Genomic DNA, 21,985 nt, shown 5'->3' with positions numbered 1-21,985 from the left:
AGAGGTGGTGCGGTTGCCTGCGGCGGGGTGCCGGGCACCGGCCGCCGGGACGGCTCGGCGAGGCGTGCGAGTTGATCGGCGGCTCTGCTCACTGCGGGTCTCCCGTCGGCGCGTGGGCCGCGGCCCGGGTCAGGGTGCCGGTCGCCCGGAACAGCAGCGCGAGGGCGGCTGCGCCGCAGGCCAGGGCCGGGACGCCGGCCGCGCCCCAGGCGGCGGCCAGGTGCTCGACGGGGGCGGCCAGGAAGGCGCAGCCGGGCAGCCGCCCGGCCAGGACGAGGGCCACGGCCGCTGCTTCGGCGGCGGCCGCGGCGGCGAGGGCGGGCCTCTGCGGGACGTTGTGGACGGCGAGCAGGCGGGCGAGCAGCAGGAGGGCGCCGAGCGCGAGGCCCGCCGGGAAGCCCGCGGGTTCGCCGAGGGCCGCGCCGCACAGGGCGAGCAGGGCGGCGAGGGCGCCGAGGAAGAGGGCGAACGTGCCGAGCAGCAGCGGCTGTACGGCCCCGGTGAAATCCTCCAGGCCCCGGCTGGCCGCGAGTCGGCGGCGGGCGGCCGCCGTGAAGAGGTGCGTGCTCCAGGCAGCCGGTGCGCAGGCCAGGGTGAGGGCGAGGACGGGAGCCGTGGTCACCGGCCAGGGGCCGTCGGCCGTGCCGGTCGGGAGGCCGGCCGGGCCGCCGGCCACGACCGCCCGCAGCAGGCCGTCGCCGAGCAGGGCGTAGGCGAGGAGCCAGCAGGTCCACGCACGGGTGCCGGTGGTGGTGCGCCAGGCCGGGGTCGGGGACGCCGCGGCCAGGGGGCCGCGGCGCAGGACCGGGCGCACGGCCAGGGCGACGGCGAGCACGCCGACGGCGGCCGCCAGGAGGCGGGGGCGGCCCTCGGTGAGCCGTACGGCGGTGACGGCCGCCGCGCACACCGCGCCCGGGAGGAGGGTGAGCAGTGCCCGGTCGGCGCGCACGCGGGGCGCGGGCGCCGGGCCGGGGTGCGGGCGCGGGGTCTCGTCGCGGGGCACGCGCGCGTAGAGCTCCTCCGCGAGGGAGAAGACGTCACGGTGCCGGAAGCGGGCGGCGGTGCGGTCGGTGACGCCGTGCGCCTCGAGGCCGGCCGCGATCTCCAGCGGGTCCACGGCCCGCTCGCAGAGGGCGCGGTGCCGGTGCATCAGCGCCTTCACCGGATCGGCGGCGGCGCCTCGGCGGGACGTGGGTCTGCGGCTGCCGACGGTGCCCCGCGCGGCAGCCGGGCCGCCCGCCGGGAACCCGTCGGACGCCGGTGCCACGCTCGCGGCGAGGACGTGCCCCGGGCCTGCCTCCTCGGCGCCCAGGAGCCACCCCTGCGACCGCGCGTCCCAGGCGTCGGCCGCGCCGGGCCGTCCGGGCCGGTCCAGCTCTCCCGGGCCGCCGTCGACCGGGACGCCGTCGACCGGGACTCGTTCGTCGCCGTTCACAGCGCCCCCTCGGTGGCCGTGCGCGGGGTGGCCCGTACGGGGGTGGGCCGCAGGGCGGTGCCCAGGGCCCAGCCCGGTACGGCGCGCTGCGCGACGCGGGCCGTGGGGCCGGTCCAGCGGCCCGGTACGCGGGCCTCGGCGGGGGAGGCGAACGGCAGGGGTTCGCCCGACCGGTCGAGCACGACCCGGCGCACCGGGCAGTGCGAGACGATCTCCAGGTAAATGCTGTGAAATGCCGCGATGTTCTGCTCGACGGTGAACAGTTCGAGCGCCCGGGCGCGCGCGGCGGCTCCGAGACGCTCGCGGCGCTCGGGGTCGCGGAGCAGCGCGACGCACGCCTCCGCGAGCGCCCGCGGATTGCGCGGGGGCACGACGAGCCCGGTGCCGCCGATGACCTCCACCACGGCGCCGACGTCCGTGGAGACGGTCGCCCGGCCACAGAACATGGCCTCGACGAGTCCCGCCGGGAAGCCCTCGACGACGCTGGACAGGACGACGATCGCGCCGGACGCGTAGGCGTCGGCGAGGGTCGGCGCCTCGGGTCCGCCTATCTCGTCGAAGGAGACCGGGTTGTCGCCGACGGCGTGCACGCCGTCGGCCTCGTCGGGGAAGAGCTGTGCGGCGAGCGCCCTGCAGTGCCCCAGATAGGCCTCGCCCTCCGGCCCCGCCGGGGGGCCCACGATCCGCAGGCGCGCCTTGGGCTCCTCCTTGCGGATCTCGGCGAAGGCGTGCAGCAGCGACACCAGGTCCTTGGCCGGCTCGATCCGGCCGACCCACACGAGCGTCTCGGGTTCCGCACGGTCCGGGGCCTCGCCCACCTCGGTGAAGCGGGCGGCCTCCATGCCGGGATGCACGGTGCGGATGCGGGAGCGGTCGGCACCGCAGCGCTCCTGCCAGCGACGGGTGTGCGCGTTGCCCGGCGTGATGATCGCGGCGCGGCGGTAGACCTCGGCGGCGAGCCGGCCGTGGAAGGCGGCGAGCAGCGTGCGTACGGCGGGGGTGGCCGTGCCGGGGTCGGTGGCCAGGTAGTGCGAGCGCAGCTGGACACCGTACTCGGTGACCAGCAGTGGCACACCGCAGAAGTGCTGCGCGAGCAGCCCGGCCAGCGCGGCAGGACCGCCGGCGGTGGCATGGCAGAGGTCGGCCGCACCGAGGCCGTCGTCGCCGTACCAGTCCAGGGAGAGGGGGCGCAGGGCGCGTTCGAGGTGCGCGGCGACGGCGAGCAGATCGGGCACGCGGGCCTCGCGCGCCGTACCGAGCGCGCCGGGTGCGCGACAGGCGCGCTCCAGCGTGCCCAGGGCGGTGTCGGAGCGCAGTGCGGCGGCCAGGCCGCCCTCGTCACGGGCGAGTTCGGCGAGTCCGTGGAGCGCGTTGCCGAAACGGTCCGCCAGAGGACCGGGCACGGCGCCGAAGCCGCCCGTACCGTCCGCGCCGCCCGCAGCACCCGTATCGTCCGCGCCGCCCGAACCACCCGTACCGTCCGGCCCGTTCGAGCCGGGCGTGCCGTCGGAGCCGTGGGCGCCGTCCGCGGCCGGACCGGCGCACAGCACCCCCACGAACTCGCCGTAGCTCTCGGCGAAGCGTCGGCGCGCGCGCCGTCCGTACGTGACGCCGTCCTCGTCGGCGGTCCACAGCGGAGCCGTCCGGACCCTGCTGACGTGCGGCGGCAGGGGCAGCCAGCCCTCGTCCTCCTGGCGCCGGGTGCGGCTGAGCGCGTAGAGGTCGAACTCGTGCTGCCCGAGCCCGCGCACGAGCCGGTCGCACCAGAGTCTGGCGTCACCGCTCACATACGGATAACCACCCTCCGTAAGCAGTCCGATGCGCACGTGTGCACCCCCGATCGATCTCCCGTATGGGGAGCCACCGTGGCCCGGTGGCTCGCAGCGGGACGAAGGTATGCGGACAAGACGGTGGCGCGACGGACGGTTGTCCATCGCGCCACCAAAAGGGGTGAACGGTCGTAACTTTCCCGTGCGGGTCGCGTTCTGTCGCGCTAGGCGACCGTGCGACGGCGGAACGTCACGCCCGGATCCGCACGCGGGTCTCGCGGTGGATCCGCGTGCGGATCTGCGGAAACGTCACGCCGACGCCAGTTCCCGGCGCGCCGCCCGCCGCCGGGCCGCGGCCTCGGGGTCGAGGGCGGGCACGGCGGCCAGCAGCTGCCGGGTGTACGGGTCCCGGGGGTTTTCGTAGATCTCGTCGGCCGGGCCGGTCTCGACGATCCGGCCGCGCCGCATGACCGCGACCCGGTCGCTGACCTGACGCACGACGGCCAGGTCGTGGGCGACGAAGACGAGCGCGAGCCCGAGTTCGCGCTGGAGTTCGCCGAGCAGGGCGACGACCTGGGCCTGGGTGGTGACGTCCAGCGCGGAGACCGGTTCGTCGCAGACGATGACCCGCGGGTCCGCCGCGAGCGCCCGCGCGATGCCGACGCGCTGGCGCTGGCCGCCGCTGAACTCGTGCGGATAGCGCTGGTAGTGCGCCGCTTCGAGCCCCACGCGCTCCAGCAGTTCGATCACGCGCCCCCGGATGCGCCCCTCGTCCTTCCCCCACTCTCGACTTCGCTCGAGCGGGGGGACCCCCATGCCCCGTGCCCGCAGCGGGTCGGCGATGGACTCGCCGACGCTGCGCCGCGGGTTGAGGGAGGACACCGGGTCCTGGAACACCATCTGGACGGCCGGGTTCACGCCCACGCGCGCGTGGCCGCCGTCACGGACCTCCCCCGCCGTCGGCTCCAGCAGCCCGACCAGCATCCGGCCGAGGGTCGTCTTGCCGCTGCCGCTCTCGCCGACGACGCCGAGGGTCTCACCCCGGTGCACGGTCAGCGACACGTCGTCCACGGCCGCGAACGCCCGCTTCCCGCGCCCGAACTCACGGCGCAGGCCGGTCGCCTCCAGGACGACCTCCTCGGACGCCCGGGAGGGCGCGCGCACCGCGTCCACGCGCGGGACCGCGGAGAGCAGTTCCCGGGTGTACGGCTCGGCGGGCGCGCCGAGCACGGCGGCGACCGGCCCCTCCTCGACCATGCGCCCGTGCCGCATGACGAGCACCCGGTCGACGCTCTCGGCGGCCACGCCCACGTCGTGGGTGACCAGCAGCAGGCCCATGCCGGTCTCCTCGCGCAGGGTGTGCAGCAGGTCGAGGATCTGGGCCTGGACGGTCACGTCGAGGGCGGTGGTGGGCTCGTCCGCGATGAGCAGCTCGGGCTCGCAGGCGAGCGCCATGGCGATCAGCGCGCGCTGCCGCATGCCGCCGCTGAACTCGTGCGGGCGGGACCGGGACCGGCGCCCGGCGTCCGGGATGCCGACCCGGTCGAGCACCTCCACGGCACGCGCGCGTGCGGCGCGCCGTGACGCGCGTGTGTGCACGCGGTACACCTCGACGATCTGGTCGCCGATCGCGTAGTACGGGTCGAGGGAGGACAGCGGGTCCTGGAAGACCATCGCCGCCTTCGCGCCACGCAGCCCGCGCAGTTCGCCGTCGGAGGCGGCCTGTACGTCCGTGCCGGCGACCTCGATCGAGCCGCCGAGCCGCGCTCCCGTGCCGTGGTGCAGGCCGAGCAGGGCCGCGGCGACCGTGGACTTGCCGGAACCGGACTCGCCGACCAGGGCGAGGGCGGCGCCGCCCTCCAGGGTGAACGACAGCCCGTCCACGGCCCGCAGGTCGCCGAAGTCGACGGTCAGATCGGTGACTTGGACGAGACTCACGTCAGTACCACCCGTCGGTCGGCCACCGCGTACAGCACGTCCGCGACGGCGTTGGCGAGCACCACGAAGAAGCCGACGACGAGGACCACGCCGACGACGACGGGCAGGTCGACCACGCTGACGGCGTGCACGAGTTCCTGGCCGAGGCCGGGCAGGCCGAACAGCGTCTCCGTGAGCACGGCTCCGCCGACGGCCGAGCCGAAGTTGTTGGCGTTGAGCGCGATGACCGGCGCGAGCGCCCCGCGCAGGGCGTGCCGGCCGACGATCGACCGCTCGCCGACGCCGTACGCGCGGAAGGTGCGGATGTGGTCCTCGGCCAGGGTCTCCAGCATCGACGCCCGGGTCATCCGGGCGAACGACGCGGACTCGATGAGGGCGAGGGAGAACCACGGCAGCAGGAGGTTCCACGCCCACTGTTCGGGGTCGTCGGTGAACTTCACGTACTGCGGGAAGGGCAGCAGTTGCAGTTCGCCGCAGACGACGATCATCAGGACCAGGCCGATGACGAAGACCGGTGTGGCCCAGCCCGCCAGCGTGAGGCCGGTGAGCACCCGCTCGGTGAGCCGGCCGCGCCGCCAGACGGAGAGCACGCCCGTGCCGACGCCCAGGGCCAGCCACAGCACCATCGCCCCGGTCACCAGGGAGAGGCTGACCGGAAGTCTGGTCAGGATGATGCTCAGGACCTGCTGGTCGGTCTGGTACGACAGGCCGAGGCAGGGTGCCGAGCAGTGCGCCACGGAGGTGCCGGTGGAGTAGTCCTGACCGGCGACCAGGCCCTCCAGGAAGTGCCAGTAGCGCACGTACAGGGGGTCGTCGAGGTGCAGTTGCTGGGCGACCTGGTGCACCTGCTCCGGGGAGCAGCGCGGGCCGCAGGTGATCTGGGCGACGTTGCCCGGGGTGACGTAGAAGACGACGTAGACGATCACCGAGATGGCGAGCAGGGTCGCCAGGGTGCCGACGGTGCGGCGCAGCAGGAAGCCGCCGAAGCCGTTCACGCGGATGCCTCCTTCGTCGACGTCGCCGTCGTCGCGGCCTCACGCCCGCGGCCGGTGCCGACGCCGAGCCGGGAGGCGGCGCGCGGGTCCAGGGCGGTACGGACGCCGTCACCGAGGACGGTCAGCGCCAGCACGGTCACGAACAGCGCGCCGGCCGGCAGGAGCAGGTACTGCGGGGCCGCCTGGTACCAGACGTCGGCGGCGGTGAGCATCTGGCCCCAGGAGGGCGTCGGCGGCTTCACCCCGACGCCGAGGAAGGACAGGGCCGCCTCGGTGCTGATGTTGACCGGGATGAGGATCGAGGCGTAGGTAATGACCGGCGCGGCCAGGCCGGGCAGCAGCTCGCGGCGGGCGATGCGCCAGGCGCTCCAGCCGCTGAGCCGTGCGGCGGCTACGTAGTCGAGCCCCTTCAGGGTGAGTGTCTGGGCGCGCACGATCTTCGCGATGGTGCCCCAGGCGATGAACCCGATGACGAGGGTGACCAGGACGGGCCGGGGGAAGCTCTGCGGCACGATCGCGAGCAGTGCCAGCGACATGATCATCAGGGGCAGCGCGACGATGATGTCCGTGATCCGGCTCAACACCTGATCGATCCAGCCACCGCCGAGCGCGGCCGCCACGCCGACGACCAGCCCGAGGAGGACCTGGATCACGGTCGCCGCGAACGCGACGCCCAGGGACACCCGCGCCCCGTACACCAGCCGGGCGAACAGGTCCCGCCCGGTCTGCGGCTCCACGCCCAGCCAGTGGTCGGCGGAGAGGCCGCCGAGGGAGCCGACCGGTACACCGCCGCGCGCGGAGTCGATGAGGGCGGGGTGGTAGGTGAACGGGTCCTGGCCCTCCAGCGCGGTGAGCAGCGGCGCGGCGAGCGCGACCAGGACGAGCAGCGCGACGACGCCCGCCGCGACCGTGGCGGCCCGCTGCGCGCGCAGCCGCCGCCAGAACCGACGAGCCCCCGAGGCCCCCGAGGCGGACGCCTCGGGGGCCTGGGTGGCGACAAGTACCTCGCTCACGGTGCTACTTCACCGCGACCTGGGAGATGTCCAGGACACCGGTCCAGTCGCTGATGACGACGTTCTTGACGTCCTTGCCCACCAGTCGCTTGTAGACCGGGTGGAACAGCGGCACGGTCAGCGCCTGCGCGCCGATCTTCTTGTCCAGTGCACCCCACCGCTCGGCGGCCGCGTCAAGATCGGTCAACTTGTTGATCGAGTCAATCTCGGCGTTGACCGAAGCGTCGTTGAGCTGGGAGGCGTTGAAGTTCGCGCCGTCCTTGACGATCTGCCGCCCGTCGAAGATCGGGGCGAGGAAGGGACCGCCGGAGGGCCAGTCGGCACCCCATGCGGCGAGGAAGAAGCCCGGTTCGGTCTTCACGCTGTGGACCGTGTCGGAGTAGTTGTTGTCCTCCAGGCCCTGGAGCTTGACCGTGATGCCGGCCTTCTTGAGGGCGTCCTGGATCGCGGTCGCGATCTCGGGGCTCGTCTTGAAGTTCTCGGCGTTGTCGTGGGTCAGCGTGACGGTGAGCCCGTTCGGGTGACCGGCCTCCTTCAGCAGCTCCTTGGCCTTGGCCGCGTTGCCGGTGTCACCCGCCGGGAAGAGGTCGTACGGCGTGTAGCCGAAGGACTTCTGGTCGGGCAGGAAGGTGGTCGCGGGCTCGGCGAGGGCGCTGCCGCCGGCCGCGTTGATCACGGACGACCGGTCGACGGCGTACGAGATCGCCTGCCGCACCTTGGGGTTGTCGAACGGCTTGACCTTCGGGTTGAACGCTATGTAGTTCGTGTAGCCGAAGTGTCCGGTGCCGACGCGCGCGGCGAGCTCCTTGTCGCCGGTGACCTTGGCGAGTTCGGCCGGACCGAGGTTGGTGTCCGTCGTCACGGCGGCCGCGTCCGTCCCCTGGGACGCCGACAGCCGCTGGTTGATCACGGAGGAGTCGAGCCCGGACTGCACGTCGATCTTGTCGGGGTACGCCTTGCGCTGGTCGTCGGCGGAGGCGGACCAGTACTTGTTGCGCTCCAGGACCAGGTGCTCACCGTCGTTCTCGTTCTTGACGACCTTGTACGGGCCGGACGAGATCGGGTGCTCCTCGTACTTGGTACCGGTGTCCTTGGCCTTCGGGACGGGCGTGAACTGCGTCTGCGTGGCCAGGAACGGGAACTCGCCCTCGGGCTTGTTCAGGTGGAAGACGATCGTGCGGTCGTCCGGCGTCTCGATCGCCGAGAGCCCCTTCTTGTCCTTGTACGGCCCCTGGTAGTCGGCGGCGCCGACCAGCCAGTCCCGCAGGTAGGGCGCGCCGCCGGAGAGCTCGGGGGCGAAGGAGCGCTCGATGCCGTACTTGATGTCGGCGGACGTGATCGGGGTGCCGTCCTCGTACTTGAGGCCCGCCTTCAGGGTGTACGTCCACACGGTCGCGTCCTTGCTGGGACGCCCGGTGTCGGTGGCCAGGTCGGGGACGACCTTGGTGCCGGCGGCGCCGTTCGCGCGGTTGCGGGTGGTGAGCGTGCGGAAGACCAGGGAGGGCACGTTGCCGCCGCCCGAGGTGTACAGGCGGGCCGGGTCGAAGTCCGTCTGCGGGTCGGAGTTCAGGACGGTGAGCGTGCCGCCCTGGTGCGGCGCGGAGTCGCCACCGGAGCCGTTGGCATCGTTGTCCTTCGGCCCGCAGGCGGCGGCGCCCGCTGCCACGACAAGGGCAAGCGAAACGTACGCCGCGCGGGCGCTGGTCACGGACGGGTGACGCATCGGAATGACGACCTCTCGGAAGGCAAGTCTCGAATGGCGAGACAAATTGACGAGGAGTGAGACGAAAGTGGACAGACGTCTGCCCGGCGTCAGGTCGTCGAAAGAGCCGTGACCCAGGTCACGGCAGGAAGGAGAAGTCGCGACGCGAACGCCTGAAGGCGGGCGTCAGCGACAGTGGATGTCGGCCACGCAGAGCGCGGTCACGCCGATGAGCGCCAGCTCGATGGCGGCGCGCGCGGAGGCGTGGAGGGACGACATGCGCAGAAATATGTACGAACTTTCTGCTCATGTCAATGTGATGTATGAGCCACCTGTCAACTCTTGGGATAGGGCCAGGGGTTGGCCAGACAGTGGATTCCGTCGTGGTCGAGGAACTTGGTCTGCTGCTGCATGACCGGCGCCAGCTCGCCGTCCTTGTCGCAGGTCACATGGCCGTAGCCGAGCCGGTGGCCGACCTCGTGGTTGATCAGCATCTGCCGGTAGGCGTGGATCTCGTCGCCGTAGGTCTTGCTGCCCTGGGCCCATCTGTACGCGTTGATCATGACGCGTTCGGTGGACGCCGAGTCGCACGACACGTTGTCCTCGGTCGTGTCGAGGCCGGACTTGGCGCACCACTTGGCGGTGGTGCCGGGGCTGGCGAGCGTGATCACGAAGTCGGGCTTGCCGGTGGACACGCGCGCGAAGGTGCGGGCGCCGTCGTGGGCCCAGCTGCGCTCGTCGTTGAGTGTCTTCTGCACCGCCTCGGCGAACAGCTTCCCGTCCAGCCCCAGCCCCTGCTCCACGTCGACGCGGTAGGTGTACTTCCGCCCCGTGCCCGGGGCCTTCGCGCTCCCGGGCACGGTGCTGAACTTCCCGGATCCGGTCAGCTTTGCGCCGAGCGGGTACTTCTCGCCCATCGCCTGTTCGTACGACAGCGTCACCACGCGCGGCGAGGCGGCGGACGGCGTCGTACGGCTGTCCCCGCGCGAGGCGGCGCCGTCGGTGGCCCGCGTACCGTCCGCGGCCGACTGCGAGCGGGCGCCGTCGCCGTCGCGGCCGTCGATCACCTGCCCGGCGACGATCACCGCGAGCACGGTGGTGACGGCGGCGGCCGCGACCCCCGCGAAGGCCCGGCTCCTGCCGCCCTTGGGCTGCGCGGCCCCGCCGGCGGGCGGCGCGCCGACGGCGTCGCCCGCACCGCCGTCGATGCCGGACGGGAACGGCGAGGTGTGCGCACCGGAGCCGGGCGGATACGGCTCCGCGCGCTGGGCGCCGATGCCGGGGCGGGGCGCGAAGACGTCGACGTCCACGTCGAAGGCATCGACGTAGTCCTGCCGCGGCCCGCCGGGCCCGCCCCGCCGCTGCCGCGGTATCGACACACCGGTCGATCCGAAGGCGGCCCCGGCAGGCCCGGAACCGTCACCGGCGGGCCCGGAGGCAGCACCGCCGGGCCCGGCGGGCACACCGCCCGACCCGCCCGACCCGCCCAGCCGGCCCCAGCCACCGCCCGACTCACGCTGCTCCGGGTGACCGCCACGGACCCGCGGGACACCGTGCGCCGGAGTCCCGTCGGGATGGCGCGGGACACCGTGCGCCGGAGTCGCGTCGGCAGAGCCGGGCACCCGGCCGGCCGGACGCGGCACCGTGGGCCCCGCCTGGCCGCGCTCGGCGTCCCCCGAGCCCTGCTTCCGGGCCGCGCGCGTATTCGCTATGTCCGACGGGTCGTCCTTGGGTGCCGGCCCGCGGCGGCTGTGGCGTCCCACTCGCGCCTCAGCTCCCCGCGCCCGGCGCGACCGGACCGCCGCCGACGGTCCCGGAAGCCGGTCCGGCGGCCGGCCTGTCGGCGGAGGCGAGGAGTTCACGGAACGCGCCGGCCACCGCGCCCGGGTACTCCATCATCGCCACGTGCCCGGCGTCCGGCATGGACAGCAGCCGGGAGTGGCGGAAGCTGCGGGCGGCCTTCCGGGCCATGCGGTAGCCGACGAGCTGGTCGCGGCCGCCGTAGATCAGCAGGGTCGGGGCGAGGACGCGCTCGGCCTGGCGCCAGAGCCCGTGCTGGCCGCCCAGCGTGTACGCGTTGACGATCCCGCGCGCGGAGCGCGCCATCGCGTCCCAGAAGTACGGCAGCCGCAGCCGCCGTTCCAGTTCCTCCACCGCGTGCTCGAACGCCTCGGGCGTGACCCGGCCGGGATCGCCGTAGCAGAGGGCGAGCACGCCCCGTACCCGCTGTTCGGCGGTCCACTTGCCGGTCGTGCGGGTGAGCAGCCCGGCGATGCCCGGCAGGCCGAGGATCACCGTCGGTACGGCGGTGCGCTGCACGCGCAGCTCGGGCAGGGCCGGCGAGACGAGCGTGAGAGTGCGGACCAGGTCCGGGCGGACGGCGGCGACGCGGGTGGCGACGGCGCCGCCGAGGGAGTTGCCGAAGAGATGGACCGGACCGCGGCCGGACGCGTCGAGGTAGCGGATGACCGCGCGCGCGTGCCCGGTGACGGAGTAGTCGCCGTCGTCCGGAGGCGGCGAGTCGCCGAAGCCCGGCAGGTCGACCGCCTCGCCGTCCACGACGTCCTCGAGCTGCTCCATGAGCAGTGACCAGTTCTGCGAGGAGCCGCCGAGCCCGTGGATGTAGAGCGCGGGCGGCAGGCCCTCGCGCGCGGGCGGCCGCGAGCGGACCGAGAGGGTGACACCGGGCAGTCCCACCGACCGCAGCCGCTCGCCCTCCGCGACCCTGACTGCCGCCGCCTCGGGGAGCACGCTGGTGGGCGGCACGGAGGGCAGCTCGGTCGAAGACATGGGCCAATGTTACGAGACGATCACACCGTGGTTCATGTGTTCGCCGTCACAGAACAGAATCGCCCCGGCGGGCCGCGCCCGGGCCGCGCGGGGCCCGGGTACGCACCGGGGGTGAGGGGCGGGCCGCCGCCGGAGCGAACGGTCGCGGGTGGCATAGCGTCCGCATCCGGTGTCTCCTACGCTCGTAAGGAGGGCACCCGTTTGTGACCCCCTGCTGCAGCCAGGGATCTTCGAAGGAAGGGAGCCCCACCATGGCCCATGACCCCACCGACCCGGACGTGCTCGGCGATCTGGAGGCGGAAGAGGCCCCGGAGATCGATGTCGAGGCCCCCGAGGGCGACACAGCCGAGCAGCACACGGACGTCACACCGTCCCAGGACGACCCCCTCACCGGTGTCGACCCGGACCGCGGGAACGAGGCCGATCTCATCGAGCAGGCACGGGTGGTCTCCCTCGACGAGGACGACTACCGCTGACCCCGGCCGGTCTCCGGCGGACCTGCCCGGCCGGTTCTCACGTCCGGGGATTTCCCGGTGCGGCTGTCGCCGTCGTCCGGTACGTGAAATTCTGCGCTCGCACCGCGCACAGCACGGTTACCGAAAAGTACGATGGCCGCGCGGAGCGATCCGCATGTGGACGACTCATGTGGACGACTTTGGGAGGCGGCGTGACAGCCATCGAGCAGACAGAGGCGGCACGCCCGCGGGGCACCCGCCTGCCGCGCCGTGCCCGACGGAACCAGCTGCTGGGCGCCGCCCAGGAGGTGTTCGTCGCGCAGGGGTACCACGCGGCCGCGATGGACGACATCGCCGAACGCGCCGGCGTCAGCAAGCCGGTGCTCTACCAGCACTTCCCGGGCAAGCTCGACCTCTACCTGGCCCTGCTGGACCAGCACTGCGAGGCGCTGATCCAGGCGGTGCGCGGCGCGCTCGCGTCGACGACCGACAACAAGCAGCGGGTCCGGGCGACCATGGACGCCTATTTCGCGTACGTCGAGGACGACGGCGGCGCCTTCCGCCTGGTCTTCGAGTCCGACCTGACGAACGAGCCCGCGGTGCGCGAGCGCGTCGACAAGGTCACCAACGAGTGCGCCGAGGCGATCTGCGAGGTCATCACGGAGGACACCGGTCTGCCGCGTGCGGAGTCCATCCTGCTGGCCTCCGGCCTCGGGGGTCTCGCCCAGGTGGTGGCCCGCTCCTGGCTGCACAGCGACCGGTCCGTCCCGCGCGACCAGGCGGTCCAGCTGCTGACCTCCCTGGCCTGGCGGGGCATCGCGGGCTTCCCGCTGCACGGCATCGACGGGCACCACTGACGCACGCCTGACGCACGCCTGACGGACGTCCGACGCCCGCCTGACGCACGCACCGGCACCCCTCTGACACAGCCACCGGCACCTCCGCCGACGGGGGTGCCGGTGCGAATTCCCGTTCGCTGTTCGCTCCTGGCGTGCTCGTGCGCAGCGTGTACGTCCCCTCACCGGGCTAATGTGTGCTGCGTACGGCGCGGAAGGTCGCGCACTTCACTGACCGTCGGAGGGACATAGCCGTGGAGGTCAAGATCGGCGTGCAGCACGCGCCCCGCGAGATCGTTCTGGAGAGCGGTCTGAACGCCGAGGAGGTCGAGCGCCTCGTCGCCGACGCGCTGGCCGGCAAGTCACAGGTGCTGTCCCTGGAGGACGAGCGCGGCCGCAAGGTCCTGGTCCCGACGGACCGCCTGGCGTACATCGAGCTCGGCGAGCCGACGGTGCGCAAGGTCGGCTTCAGCGCGGTCTGACCACAGCAGCGCGGAGGGGCCGGGCGGACGTGTGTCCGCCCGGCCCCTCCGTCGTGTCCGCCTTCCACATGTGGCGCACAAGTCGTCCACAGAGGAGGATTGCATTCCGCAGGTCACGGGTATGACGGGCTACGACCGTGGAAGACCGGCAGGCCGTGGGAGGGACCACTCGTGATGCTCCTGGAAGTCCTTGGATCCGCCCTGCTCGGCCTGGCCCTGTCTTGGGCCGCGACCAGTCGGCTGTCCCACCGGCTCCCGGCCCGTGCCCTGGTGTTCTCCACGGGGGTCGCGGGAGCCCTCTTCGGCGACTTCGTCACGCACAGCGCGCTCGGCCCCGGCGCGGTCCTGGTCACTCTCCTCGGCGCGGCGATCGTCTCGGCGGCGTCCCTGTCGCTGCTGCTCCGCCCGGCGGGCCGTCACCTGCGCCGACGATCGATCACGGCCTAGCCCCGACGCCCCGAGGGAGGCGCTGGGGGTACCCCCGGCCGAAGGCTGAGGGAGGAACGGCGCGACCAGCGACACCGCACCAGCGGTCGCACGGCTCCCCCCGAAGCGCCCCCGGGGGCAGTGCTACGCCGCCAGCCCCAGCGCAGCCATCCGCTTCGTGTGCGCCTCGGTGATGCGCGAGAACATCCGTCCCACCTCGGCGAGGTCGAACCCGTCGGCCACTCCCCCGACCAGCATGGTCGACAGCGCGTCCCGGTCGGCGACCACCCGCTGGGACTGCGACAGCGCCTCGCCCATCAACCGCCGTGCCCACAGGGCCAGTCGGCCGCCCACACGCGGGTCGGCGTCGATCGCCGCGCGCACCTTCTCCACCGCGAACCCGGCGTGCCCGGTGTCGTCGAGGACGGCCAGCACCAGCTCGCGGGTGTCCGCGTCGAGGCGGGCCGCGACCTCCCGGTAGAAGTCACTGGCGATCGAGTCGCCGACGTACGCCTTGACCAGGCCCTCCAGCCAGTCGGACGGCGCCGTCTGCCGGTGGAAGCCGTCGAGGGCCGCGACGAACGGCTCCATCGCCTGCGTGGCGTCCTCGCCGATCTCCGTCAGCCGGTTGCGCAGCCGCTCGAAGTGGTGGAACTCGGCCGACGCCATCTTGGCCAGCTCGGCCTTGTCCCCGAGCGAGGGCGCCAGCTTGGCGTCCTCCGCGAGCCGCTCGAACGCCGCGAGCTCGCCGTACGCGAGGGCACCGAGCAGGTCCACGACCGCGGCCCGGTAGTGCGGGTCGGCGGCGGCCCGCGCCCAGTCCTGGGCGGCGACACCGGTCGGTTCGGCGGAGGCGGTCTCAGGCTTGTCAGAGCTCGTCATGAAGCGCACAATAGCCCGCCCGCGGCCCCGCGGAAGCCCTCGGGAAGCTCCGGGCCGACCCCGGAGCGTCTCAGGGGGACCCGGAGAAGTCAGGCCGAAGCCCCTGGTCAACCACTGTGACTACCACGACGTGACCGAATCGGCCATCGCATGTGCAGGATTCCGGGGTATGGTGGTAATGCGCCTGCTGGTACGCCGTAGATTCTGGACGTACCTCGACAGGCCGCACGTATGAGGATGCCCGGTCGGTGGCCCGATCGGCTCCGACCCGACAGCCCTCCCGGCTCGTACGGCACTGTGCGTACGACGACCGGAGGGACACACCCTCAGCGGTACGAGCGCTAGAGCGTCGGCAGAGGTCCCGTGCACTACGGCGTGCCCCCCACGGCCCGTCCGTAAGGCAGCCGACGTCCCCGGCACGGTCCGTCAAAGACCCCCGCGCTCGCCTCGCGCCGCGACACACAGAAGAGGCAGCACCCTGACTACGACGTTTCGTGAACTCGGAATCCTTCCCGAGACCGCCGAGGCCCTGGAAGCCGTCGGCATCGTCAACCCCTTCCCCATCCAGGAGATGACGCTCCCGGTCGCCCTCTCCGGCACCGACGTCATCGGCCAGGCCAAGACCGGCACCGGCAAGACCCTCGGCTTCGGTCTGCCGCTCCTGGAGCGCGTCACCGTCCCCGCCGACGTGGAGGCCGGCCGCGCCGCCCCCGAGGCCCTCACCGAGGCCCCCCAGGCGCTCGTCGTCGTCCCCACGCGCGAGCTCTGCACCCAGGTCACCAACGACCTGCTGACGGCCGGCAAGGTCCGTAACGTACGCGTGCTCGCCATCTACGGCGGCCGCGCCTACGAGCCCCAGGTCGAAGCCCTGAAGAAGGGCGTCGACGTGGTCGTCGGCACCCCGGGCCGCCTGCTCGACCTCGCCGGCCAGAAGAAGCTCGACCTCAAGCACATCAAGTCGCTCGTCCTCGACGAGGCCGACGAGATGCTCGACCTGGGCTTCCTGCCGGACGTCGAGAAGATCATCGACATGCTTCCGGCGAAGCGCCAGACCATGCTGTTCTCGGCGACCATGCCGGGCGCGGTCATCGGCCTCGCGCGCCGGTACATGAGCCAGCCCACCCACATCCGCGCCACCGCGCCGGACGACGAGGGCGCGACCGTCGCGAACATCGCGCAGTTCGTCTACCGCGCGCACTCCATGGACAAGCCGGAGATGATCGCGCGCATACTGCAGGCCGACGGCCGCGGGCTCGCGATGATCTTCTGCCGTACCAAGCGCACCGCCGCCGACATCGCCGAGCAGCTCCAGCGCCGCGGCTTCGCCTCCGGCGCCGTCCACGGCGACCTCGGCCAGGGCGCCCGCGAGCAGGCGCTGCGCGCGTTCCGCAACGGCAAGGTGGACGTCCTGGTCTGCACCGACGTCGCCGCCCGCGGCATCGACGTCGAGGGCGTCACGCACGTCATCAACTACCAGTCCCCCGAGGACGAGAAGACCTACCTGCACCGGGTCGGCCGTACCGGCCGCGCCGGCGCGTCGGGTACGGCGATCACGTTCGTCGACTGGGACGACATCCCGCGCTGGCAGCTCATCAACAAGGCGCTGGAGCTGAACTTCCACGAGCCGGTGGAGACGTACTCCACCTCCCCGCACTTCTTCGAGGAACTGAAGATCCCCGCGGGCACCAAGGGTGTCCTGCCGCGCTCGGAGCGCACCCGCGCCGGGCTCGACGCGGAGGAGGTGGAGGACCTCGGCGAGACCGGCGGCCGCGGTGGCCGCGGTCGCGGTGGCCGGGGCGGCCGGGGCGAGGCGCGGGTCGAGGCCCGTACCGAGGAGCGCGAGCGCCCGGCCCGCACCCCGCGGCGCCGCCGTCGCACCCGCGGCGGTTCGGCCCTGGACCAGGCGTCCGGTACGACGCCCACGGCGCCGGCCGCCGAGGCCGCGTCGCCCGCCTCCGGCGACGCCCTCGCGGCGTCGGAGCCGGCTGCCGCCCGGACCCCGCGCCGCCGTCGCCGTACCCGCAACGGGGCGTCCCCGGAGCCGGTGGCGGCCGCCGCCCCGGTGACCGTGACGCCGGAGACCGTCGTCGAGTCGGTCGAGTCCGTCGTGGAGCCGGCCGCCGCGGAGAAGCCGCGCCGCCGTCGCACCCGCCGGTCCGCCGAGGCCGCTCCGGTGGCCGAGGCGACGACGCCGGCGGTGACCGAGACGCCGGTGACCGAGGCGCCCCTGGCCGAAGAGGCACCGGCCGCCCCCGCGCGCCGTCGCACCCGCAAGGCCGCCGAGGCTCCCGAGGCGGCAGCCGTCGCGGCGGTCGTCGAGGCGGTCGTCGAGGCGGTCGAGGCCGTGGCGGAGCCCAAGCCGCGCCGCACCCGGAAGACGGCGGCGGCCACCCCGGAGGCCGCCGAGACCGCGATGGACACCGCCGAGGCCGTCGAGGCCAAGCCGCGCCGTCGCGTCCGCAAGGCCGCCGAGCCCGTGGCGGAGGTCGCCCAGGCTCCCGCGGAGGCCGTCGAGGCCCCGGTGGCCCCGGCCCCTCGCCGCACCCGCAAGACCGCGGAGCCGGCCGAGCCGGTGGCGGCCGAGCCGCAGCCGGAGACCGCCGAGACCGAGGCCGCGCCCAAGGCGCGCCGGACGCGGAAGGCGGCCGAGGCCGCCGTCGACACCGCCGAGGCCACCGAGGCCAAGCCCCGTCGCACCCGTAAGGCGGCAGCCGCCGCCCCGGAGGCCGCCGAGGAGGCGGAGGCGGCGCCCAAGCCGCGCCGCACCCGCAAGACGGCAGCCGCCGCCGAGGCCGCGGTGGACACCGCCGAGGGCACGGAAGCCAAGCCCCGCCGGACCCGCAAGACGGCGGCGAGCACCGCCGACGCGGAGACGGCCGAGGCGGTCGCCGAGACGAAGCCCCGTCGGACCCGTAAGACGGCGGCAGCCGCTCCGGAGCCCGTCGAGGCGGAGGCGGCGCCCAAGCCGCGCCGCACCCGCAAGACGGCAGCCGCCGCCGAGGCCGCGGTGGACACCGCCGAGGCCACCGAGGCCAAGCCCCGCCGCACCCGCAAGACGGCAGCCGCCGCCCCCGCGGAGATCCCGGCGCAGGCCACCGAGGAGCCGGAGGCGAAGCCGAGGCGACGCACCACCCGCAAGGCGGCCGAGTCCGCCGGATCCGTCGAGGCGGCCGACGCGGAGGCGAAGCCGAAGGCCCGCCGGACCCGGAAGGCGGCCGCCGCGGCCCCGGAGGCCTGAGTGCACCAGTGACGACGGCCCGGACCACCCCGTGTGGTCCGGGCCGTCGGCGTCTGCGCAGTGCCCCGCGCTCCCCGGTACCGGGGTTCACCCACCGGCCCCCGGTCGGTCACCCCGCTCCCGATACCCTCTCCCCCATGAGCAGGCCTCGCACCTTCGTCCCGCCCGCCGCTGCCCGTGCGTACGCGCTCGCCACCGACCGGGGTGAGTTCGCCGTCGTCGACGCGCCCGTGGCCGCCGGGGTCGAGCCCAGGGGGGCGGCCCTGTTGCTGCCGGGGTTCACCGGGAGCAAGGAGGACTTCAACCGGCTGCACGAGGCACTGGGCCGGCGCGGGTACCGGACGGTCGCCGTGGACGGGCGTGGGCAGTTCGAGTCGGACGGCCCCGCGGACGACGAAGCGGCGTACGCCCAGGAGGAGCTGGCGCGGGACGTGCTCGCGCAGGCGGCGGCGGTCGGCGCGGGCCTGCCGGTGCATCTGCTGGGGCACTCCCTCGGCGGCCAGATCGCCCGCGCCGCCGTGCTCCTCGACCGCGCACCATTCCGCTCGCTGACCCTGATGGCCTCGGGCCCGGCGCAGATCTCCTCCTCCCAGCAGCAGCGCGTGAAGCTGTTGCGGGACGCGCTCGCCGTGATGTCGATGGCCGAGGTGTGGGAGGCTATGCAGACCCTGGAGGCACCGGAGGAGCTGGAGGAACCGGACGGGCCGGAGGAGTGCCCGGAGGACGGCGAGGACCTGCGGCGCCGCTGGCTGGGCAACAAGCCCGCCCAGCTCCTGGCCACCGGGCGCCAGTTGTGCACCGAGCCGGACCGTGTCGCGGAACTGGCCGCCCTGCCGCTGCCTTTCCACGTCCTGTCGGGCGCGCGGGACGACACCTGGCCGGTACCGCTGCTGGACGACATGGCGCTGCGGCTGCGGGCCCGCCGCACGGTGATCGCGGGGGCGGAGCACTCGCCCAACACCGACCGCCCCGCCGCCACCGCCGAGGCGATCGCGGACTTCTGGGACAGCACCGGCCCCGCGGACCGGGACCGGGGCTAGTACTGCGTCTGGAGGTGCTCCCAGAAGCCGTCCCGCAGGGCCCGGCGCAGGTCGGCCTGGCCGCGCAGGGAGTACTGGAGCATCCCCTCGGCCTCGACGAGGAGGTCCTGATCGACGGAGCCCGGCAGGTAGGGGTGGCCGGGCAGCAGTTCGACCAGCGCCTCGCGGCCACGCGAGGAGAGCCACTTCGCCGCGATCTGCGCGCCGACGAAACGGACGTCCTCACGGGTGGGTCTGGTGGCGCCGGCCTCGTAGGCGAGGGCGGCGCGTCTGGAGACGTACGGCTTGAAGAACTCCAGGTCGAGGGTGCGCTGGCTGTCGACCTCCCAGAGCAGCGGCTCGGCCTGGTTGCGGCCCTCGGGAGCCTCGATGCCCCACAGGTGGACGCGGGCGCCGTAGCCCTGGGCGGCCTCGACCGCCGAGACCAGGTCCTCGTCGCCGCCGAGCAGGGCCGCGTCGCTGATGGCGCGGTGCCGGGCCAGTGACTCCAGGTCCGTGCGGATCAGGGAGTCGACGCCCTTCTGCTGGTTGTTGGCGTTGAGGTTGCCGAGGCGGACCTTGACGTCGGGGAGTTCGGCGATGGCCTGCTGCTCGGCGGTGTGGATGCGGCGGCGGGCGCCGTCGTACCAGTAGACGCGCAGCAGCCGGCTGTCGGCGAAGATCTGGCGCGCCTTGTCGATGAGCGCCTCGATCAGCCCTTCGGCGTCGAGATCGAAGGCGCGGCGGTCCTCCGTCCCGGCGACGAGCCGGCCCGTGGCCGCGTAGAGGTAGCCCGCGTCCACGAAGATGGCGTGCGTCGAGGGCGTCTTGGCCACTTCGGCGAGCATGCGGGTGAGCAGCTCGTTTGTGCGGTCGATACGGGCCTGGAGGGTGTCGCGGTCGTCGTTCATCAGCTCCATTGTCCCGGCGGTCACGCTGCGAACACAACCGGTCCCGGTCAGTCTCCCGCACACTCTTACCGGTCGGTAATTAGACGTTCGAAAAATTTCTTTAGCGTAGGGAATGTTTGTAACACGCAAGCCGTTGACTCATACGGAACAGGACGACGAAGGGAGAGGCCATGCGCTTCGAAATCATGCGACTCGACGAGGTCGACGGCACCGCCGTGGACAGCACTGTCGTGGACGCCGCCTCCGTCAGCGGGATCGTTCAGCAGGCCGCCGCCGTGGGGCAGCGTCTGTGGATCCGACCGGCCGAGACCCAGGCTTCGTAACAGGACGACGCGACAACGACAGAAGACGACAGCAGTCAGACCGACGCAGCGCGGAGCACCGCACAGTCTTCAGAGCCCCCGTACGGCAACCGTGCCGTGCGGGGGTTCTGCGTCTGCCGGCCTCCTGGCCGCGCGTCATGCGCCCCTGACCACCTGGGTGACGCCGTTGATGATCTGCTGCACGGCGATCGCGGAGAGCATCATGCCCGCGAGCCGTGTCACCAGGACGACACCACCGTCCTTGATGACCCGGATGATCAGCAGCGAGTAGCGCATCACCAGCCAGAGCACGACGTGGATCGCGAGGATCGCGCACCACACGGACACCTGCGTCGCCACGCTGTCCGCCTTCTGCACGGCGAGGATGACGGACACGATCGCACCGGGGCCGGCCAGCAGCGGCATGCCCAGCGGCACCAGCGCCACGTTGACGTCCTTGGTCTGCTTCGGCTCGTCGGTCTTGCCGGTGAGCAGGTCGAGGGCGATGAGCAGGAGCAGCAGCCCGCCCGCGATCATCAGCGCGGGCACGGAGACGTGCAGGTAGTCCAGGATCTGGTGCCCCAGCAGCCCGAAGACCGTGATCACACCGCCCGCCACGCACACGGCCTGGAAGGCCATCCGCTTCTGCACCTTGCCGGGCCGGCCGGCGGTGAGGGCGAGGAAGATCGGGGTGATCCCCGGGGGATCCATGATGACGAAGAGGGTCAGGAAGAGGGAGCCGAAGACGGCGAGATCGAACATGGTGGTGCTACAGGCCTTGCGGGAGTGAGGGAGTTGGACGTGCGGGGCCGGGCTTCAGGCTCCGCCGGTCCCCGGCACCGGGAACGCGCCCGTCGCGCGGCGGGTGATCTCGCCGTACACCTCGGGGTCGGTGGTGTACTCGCCCAGCGTCACCGTCTTGCGGCTGCCGTGGTAGTCGGAGGAGCCCGTGGCCAGCAGCCCCAGCTCCCCTGCGAGCCCACGCAGCCGGGCGCGGGTGTCCTCGTCGTGGTCCATGTGATCGACCTCGATGCCGTCGAGACCGGCCGCGGCCATCTCGGCGATCGCCGACTCGGGGACCGTCCGCCCGCGCTTCGCGGCGGCCGGGTGCGCGAACACGCAGACGCCGCCGGCGCCCTTGACCAGCCGGATCGCCTCGAAGGGGTCGGTCTCGTGCTTCTCCACGTAGGCCCGGCCGCCGTCGGCCAGCCACTCCTCGGTGAAGGCGTCGCTCACGGTCGGTACGACACCGAGCTCGACGAGCGCGGAGGCGACGTGCGGCCGCCCGACCGAGCCGTCCCCGGCGATCCGCCGCACCTGCTCCCAGGTGACCGGCACCCCCAGCGCGTTCAGCTTGGCGACCATGCCCCGGGCGCGCGGCACCCGGTCGTCCCGGACCAGCTCGCGCTCGGCGAGCAGCGCGGGCTCCTCGGGGTCGAAGAGGTAGGCCAGCATGTGCATGGAGACGCCGTCGAGACGGCAGGACAGCTCGGCCCCGGTGACCAGGGTGAGCCCCGCGGGCAGCGCGGCGACGGCCTCGGCGTGGCCGCGGGTGGTGTCGTGGTCGGTCAGCGCCACGACGTCGAGTCCGGCAGCGGCGGCGTTGCGCACCAGCTCGGCCGGGGTGTCCGTGCCGTCGGAGGCGGTGGAGTGGCAGTGCAGATCGATGCGCACGACGCAGACTCCAGCGGGACGGGACGGAAGGAACGCGTCAAGGATAGCGGCCGGCGGAGGGTGCCCCTGTCACACCCGCAACCTGTGAGCGCCCTTTACCTGCCCCGCCCGAGGGCCG

20 protein-coding genes are annotated in these 21,985 nt (G+C 73.2%); 7 read left to right on the top strand and 13 right to left on the bottom strand.

Going from position 1 to position 21,985, the window contains the following annotated elements; translation table 11 throughout:
- Positions 1–88: 88 nt before the first annotated feature.
- The 9 genes from AB0472_RS11715 to AB0472_RS11675 form a co-directional block, all read right to left on the bottom strand.
- Positions 89–1,435 (bottom strand): hypothetical protein, encoded by a 1,347-nt coding sequence (locus AB0472_RS11715; RefSeq protein ID WP_366355576.1) that lies wholly within the window; start codon positions 1,433–1,435, stop codon positions 89–91.
- Positions 1,432–3,369: a DUF3492 domain-containing protein gene (locus AB0472_RS11710; protein WP_366355574.1), complete on the bottom strand. Its 1,938-nt coding sequence runs from the start codon at positions 3,367–3,369 to the stop codon at positions 1,432–1,434. The genes AB0472_RS11715 and AB0472_RS11710 overlap by 4 nt, the downstream gene beginning before the upstream one ends.
- Positions 3,370–3,513: 144 nt before the next feature.
- Positions 3,514–5,142 carry an ABC transporter ATP-binding protein gene (locus tag AB0472_RS11705; RefSeq protein ID WP_366355572.1) on the bottom strand — a complete coding sequence of 543 codons (1,629 nt, stop codon included), beginning with the start codon at positions 5,140–5,142 and terminating at the stop codon, positions 3,514–3,516.
- Positions 5,139–6,137: an ABC transporter permease gene (locus AB0472_RS11700; protein WP_366355570.1), complete on the bottom strand. Its 999-nt coding sequence runs from the start codon at positions 6,135–6,137 to the stop codon at positions 5,139–5,141. The genes AB0472_RS11705 and AB0472_RS11700 overlap by 4 nt, the downstream gene beginning before the upstream one ends.
- Positions 6,134–7,150: an ABC transporter permease gene (locus AB0472_RS11695; RefSeq protein ID WP_366355568.1), complete on the bottom strand. Its 1,017-nt coding sequence runs from the start codon at positions 7,148–7,150 to the stop codon at positions 6,134–6,136. The genes AB0472_RS11700 and AB0472_RS11695 overlap by 4 nt, the downstream gene beginning before the upstream one ends.
- A gap of 4 nt (positions 7,151–7,154) precedes the next feature.
- On the bottom strand, positions 7,155–8,873 hold the full coding sequence (locus AB0472_RS11690) for an ABC transporter substrate-binding protein (protein WP_366355566.1): 1,719 nt from the start codon (positions 8,871–8,873) through the stop codon (positions 7,155–7,157).
- A gap of 165 nt (positions 8,874–9,038) precedes the next feature.
- Entirely contained in the window at positions 9,039–9,131 is a 93-nt protein-coding gene (locus AB0472_RS11685; protein WP_351321593.1) for an Ms4533A family Cys-rich leader peptide, read from the bottom strand.
- 56 nt (positions 9,132–9,187) lie between these two features.
- Positions 9,188–10,615 (bottom strand): DUF3152 domain-containing protein, encoded by a 1,428-nt coding sequence (locus tag AB0472_RS11680; protein WP_366355564.1) that lies wholly within the window; start codon positions 10,613–10,615, stop codon positions 9,188–9,190.
- Positions 10,616–10,622: 7 nt separating this feature from the next.
- Positions 10,623–11,642 (bottom strand): alpha/beta hydrolase, encoded by a 1,020-nt coding sequence (locus AB0472_RS11675; RefSeq protein WP_366355562.1) that lies wholly within the window; start codon positions 11,640–11,642, stop codon positions 10,623–10,625.
- A 251-nt stretch (positions 11,643–11,893) separates the two neighbouring features.
- Between AB0472_RS11675 and AB0472_RS11670 the strand changes: the two genes are divergently transcribed.
- The 4 genes from AB0472_RS11670 (at position 11,894) to AB0472_RS11655 (ending at position 13,862) form a co-directional block, all read left to right on the top strand.
- Complete coding sequence (locus AB0472_RS11670; RefSeq protein ID WP_366355561.1) at positions 11,894–12,118, top strand: hypothetical protein; 225 nt, start codon at positions 11,894–11,896, stop codon at positions 12,116–12,118.
- 191 nt (positions 12,119–12,309) lie between these two features.
- Positions 12,310–12,954 (top strand): TetR/AcrR family transcriptional regulator, encoded by a 645-nt coding sequence (locus tag AB0472_RS11665; RefSeq protein WP_366355559.1) that lies wholly within the window; start codon positions 12,310–12,312, stop codon positions 12,952–12,954.
- Between the two features lie 233 nt (positions 12,955–13,187).
- Entirely contained in the window at positions 13,188–13,415 is a 228-nt protein-coding gene (locus AB0472_RS11660; RefSeq protein WP_046730492.1) for a DUF3107 domain-containing protein, read from the top strand.
- A 174-nt stretch (positions 13,416–13,589) separates the two neighbouring features.
- Entirely contained in the window at positions 13,590–13,862 is a 273-nt protein-coding gene (locus AB0472_RS11655) for a hypothetical protein (RefSeq protein WP_366355714.1), read from the top strand.
- A 123-nt stretch (positions 13,863–13,985) separates the two neighbouring features.
- Here the strand turns inward: AB0472_RS11655 and AB0472_RS11650 are convergent, their stop codons facing one another.
- The gene (locus AB0472_RS11650) at positions 13,986–14,732 is read right to left on the bottom strand and encodes a ferritin-like fold-containing protein (RefSeq protein ID WP_366355557.1); all 747 of its coding nucleotides are present in this window, start codon (positions 14,730–14,732) and stop codon (positions 13,986–13,988) included.
- 562 nt (positions 14,733–15,294) lie between these two features.
- On the opposite strand from AB0472_RS11650, the gene AB0472_RS11645 reads away from it, so the two are divergent.
- On the top strand, positions 15,295–17,961 hold the full coding sequence (locus tag AB0472_RS11645; protein ID WP_366355555.1) for a DEAD/DEAH box helicase: 2,667 nt from the start codon (positions 15,295–15,297) through the stop codon (positions 17,959–17,961).
- Positions 17,962–18,098: 137 nt separating this feature from the next.
- Positions 18,099–19,001 carry an alpha/beta hydrolase gene (locus AB0472_RS11640; RefSeq protein ID WP_366355553.1) on the top strand — a complete coding sequence of 301 codons (903 nt, stop codon included), beginning with the start codon at positions 18,099–18,101 and terminating at the stop codon, positions 18,999–19,001.
- On the opposite strand, the gene AB0472_RS11635 is transcribed toward AB0472_RS11640, so the two are convergent.
- Positions 18,998–19,891, bottom strand: a complete 894-nt coding sequence (locus AB0472_RS11635) for an NYN domain-containing protein (protein WP_366355551.1) — start codon at positions 19,889–19,891, stop codon at positions 18,998–19,000. The two genes, AB0472_RS11640 and AB0472_RS11635, sit on opposite strands and share 4 nt — an antisense overlap.
- Positions 19,892–20,061: 170 nt before the next feature.
- Between AB0472_RS11635 and AB0472_RS11630 the strand changes: the two genes are divergently transcribed.
- On the top strand, positions 20,062–20,214 hold the full coding sequence (locus AB0472_RS11630; protein WP_366355549.1) for a hypothetical protein: 153 nt from the start codon (positions 20,062–20,064) through the stop codon (positions 20,212–20,214).
- A 135-nt stretch (positions 20,215–20,349) separates the two neighbouring features.
- Here the strand turns inward: AB0472_RS11630 and AB0472_RS11625 are convergent, their stop codons facing one another.
- A complete protein-coding gene (locus AB0472_RS11625) occupies positions 20,350–20,955 on the bottom strand; it encodes a MarC family protein (protein WP_366355548.1) in 606 nt (201 codons plus the stop codon).
- Between the two features lie 54 nt (positions 20,956–21,009).
- Positions 21,010–21,867: a PHP domain-containing protein gene (locus AB0472_RS11620; RefSeq protein ID WP_366355547.1), complete on the bottom strand. Its 858-nt coding sequence runs from the start codon at positions 21,865–21,867 to the stop codon at positions 21,010–21,012.
- Positions 21,868–21,985: the final 118 nt, after the last annotated feature.

It is taken from the genome of Streptomyces sp. NPDC086777, from assembly GCF_040702065.1.
In the GTDB taxonomy this organism is placed as follows: domain Bacteria; phylum Actinomycetota; class Actinomycetes; order Streptomycetales; family Streptomycetaceae; genus Streptomyces.
The sequence above is the reverse complement of the archived record's forward strand: the minus strand, read 5'-3'. Positions and strand labels throughout refer to the sequence as shown.

Coding starts and splice junctions, on each gene's coding strand:
- AB0472_RS11670 (WP_366355561.1), top strand. CDS start 11,894: ATGGCCCATGACCCCACCGACCCGGACGTGCTCGGCGATCTGGAGGCG.
- AB0472_RS11710 (WP_366355574.1), bottom strand. CDS start 3,369: ATGGACAACCGTCCGTCGCGCCACCGTCTTGTCCGCATACCTTCGTCC.
- AB0472_RS11655 (WP_366355714.1), top strand. CDS start 13,590: ATGCTCCTGGAAGTCCTTGGATCCGCCCTGCTCGGCCTGGCCCTGTCT.
- AB0472_RS11630 (WP_366355549.1), top strand. CDS start 20,062: ATGCGCTTCGAAATCATGCGACTCGACGAGGTCGACGGCACCGCCGTG.
- AB0472_RS11625 (WP_366355548.1), bottom strand. CDS start 20,955: ATGTTCGATCTCGCCGTCTTCGGCTCCCTCTTCCTGACCCTCTTCGTC.
- AB0472_RS11645 (WP_366355555.1), top strand. CDS start 15,295: ATGACGCTCCCGGTCGCCCTCTCCGGCACCGACGTCATCGGCCAGGCC.
- AB0472_RS11690 (WP_366355566.1), bottom strand. CDS start 8,873: ATGCGTCACCCGTCCGTGACCAGCGCCCGCGCGGCGTACGTTTCGCTT.
- AB0472_RS11675 (WP_366355562.1), bottom strand. CDS start 11,642: ATGTCTTCGACCGAGCTGCCCTCCGTGCCGCCCACCAGCGTGCTCCCC.
- AB0472_RS11640 (WP_366355553.1), top strand. CDS start 18,099: ATGAGCAGGCCTCGCACCTTCGTCCCGCCCGCCGCTGCCCGTGCGTAC.
- AB0472_RS11685 (WP_351321593.1), bottom strand. CDS start 9,131: ATGTCGTCCCTCCACGCCTCCGCGCGCGCCGCCATCGAGCTGGCGCTC.
- AB0472_RS11635 (WP_366355551.1), bottom strand. CDS start 19,891: ATGAACGACGACCGCGACACCCTCCAGGCCCGTATCGACCGCACAAAC.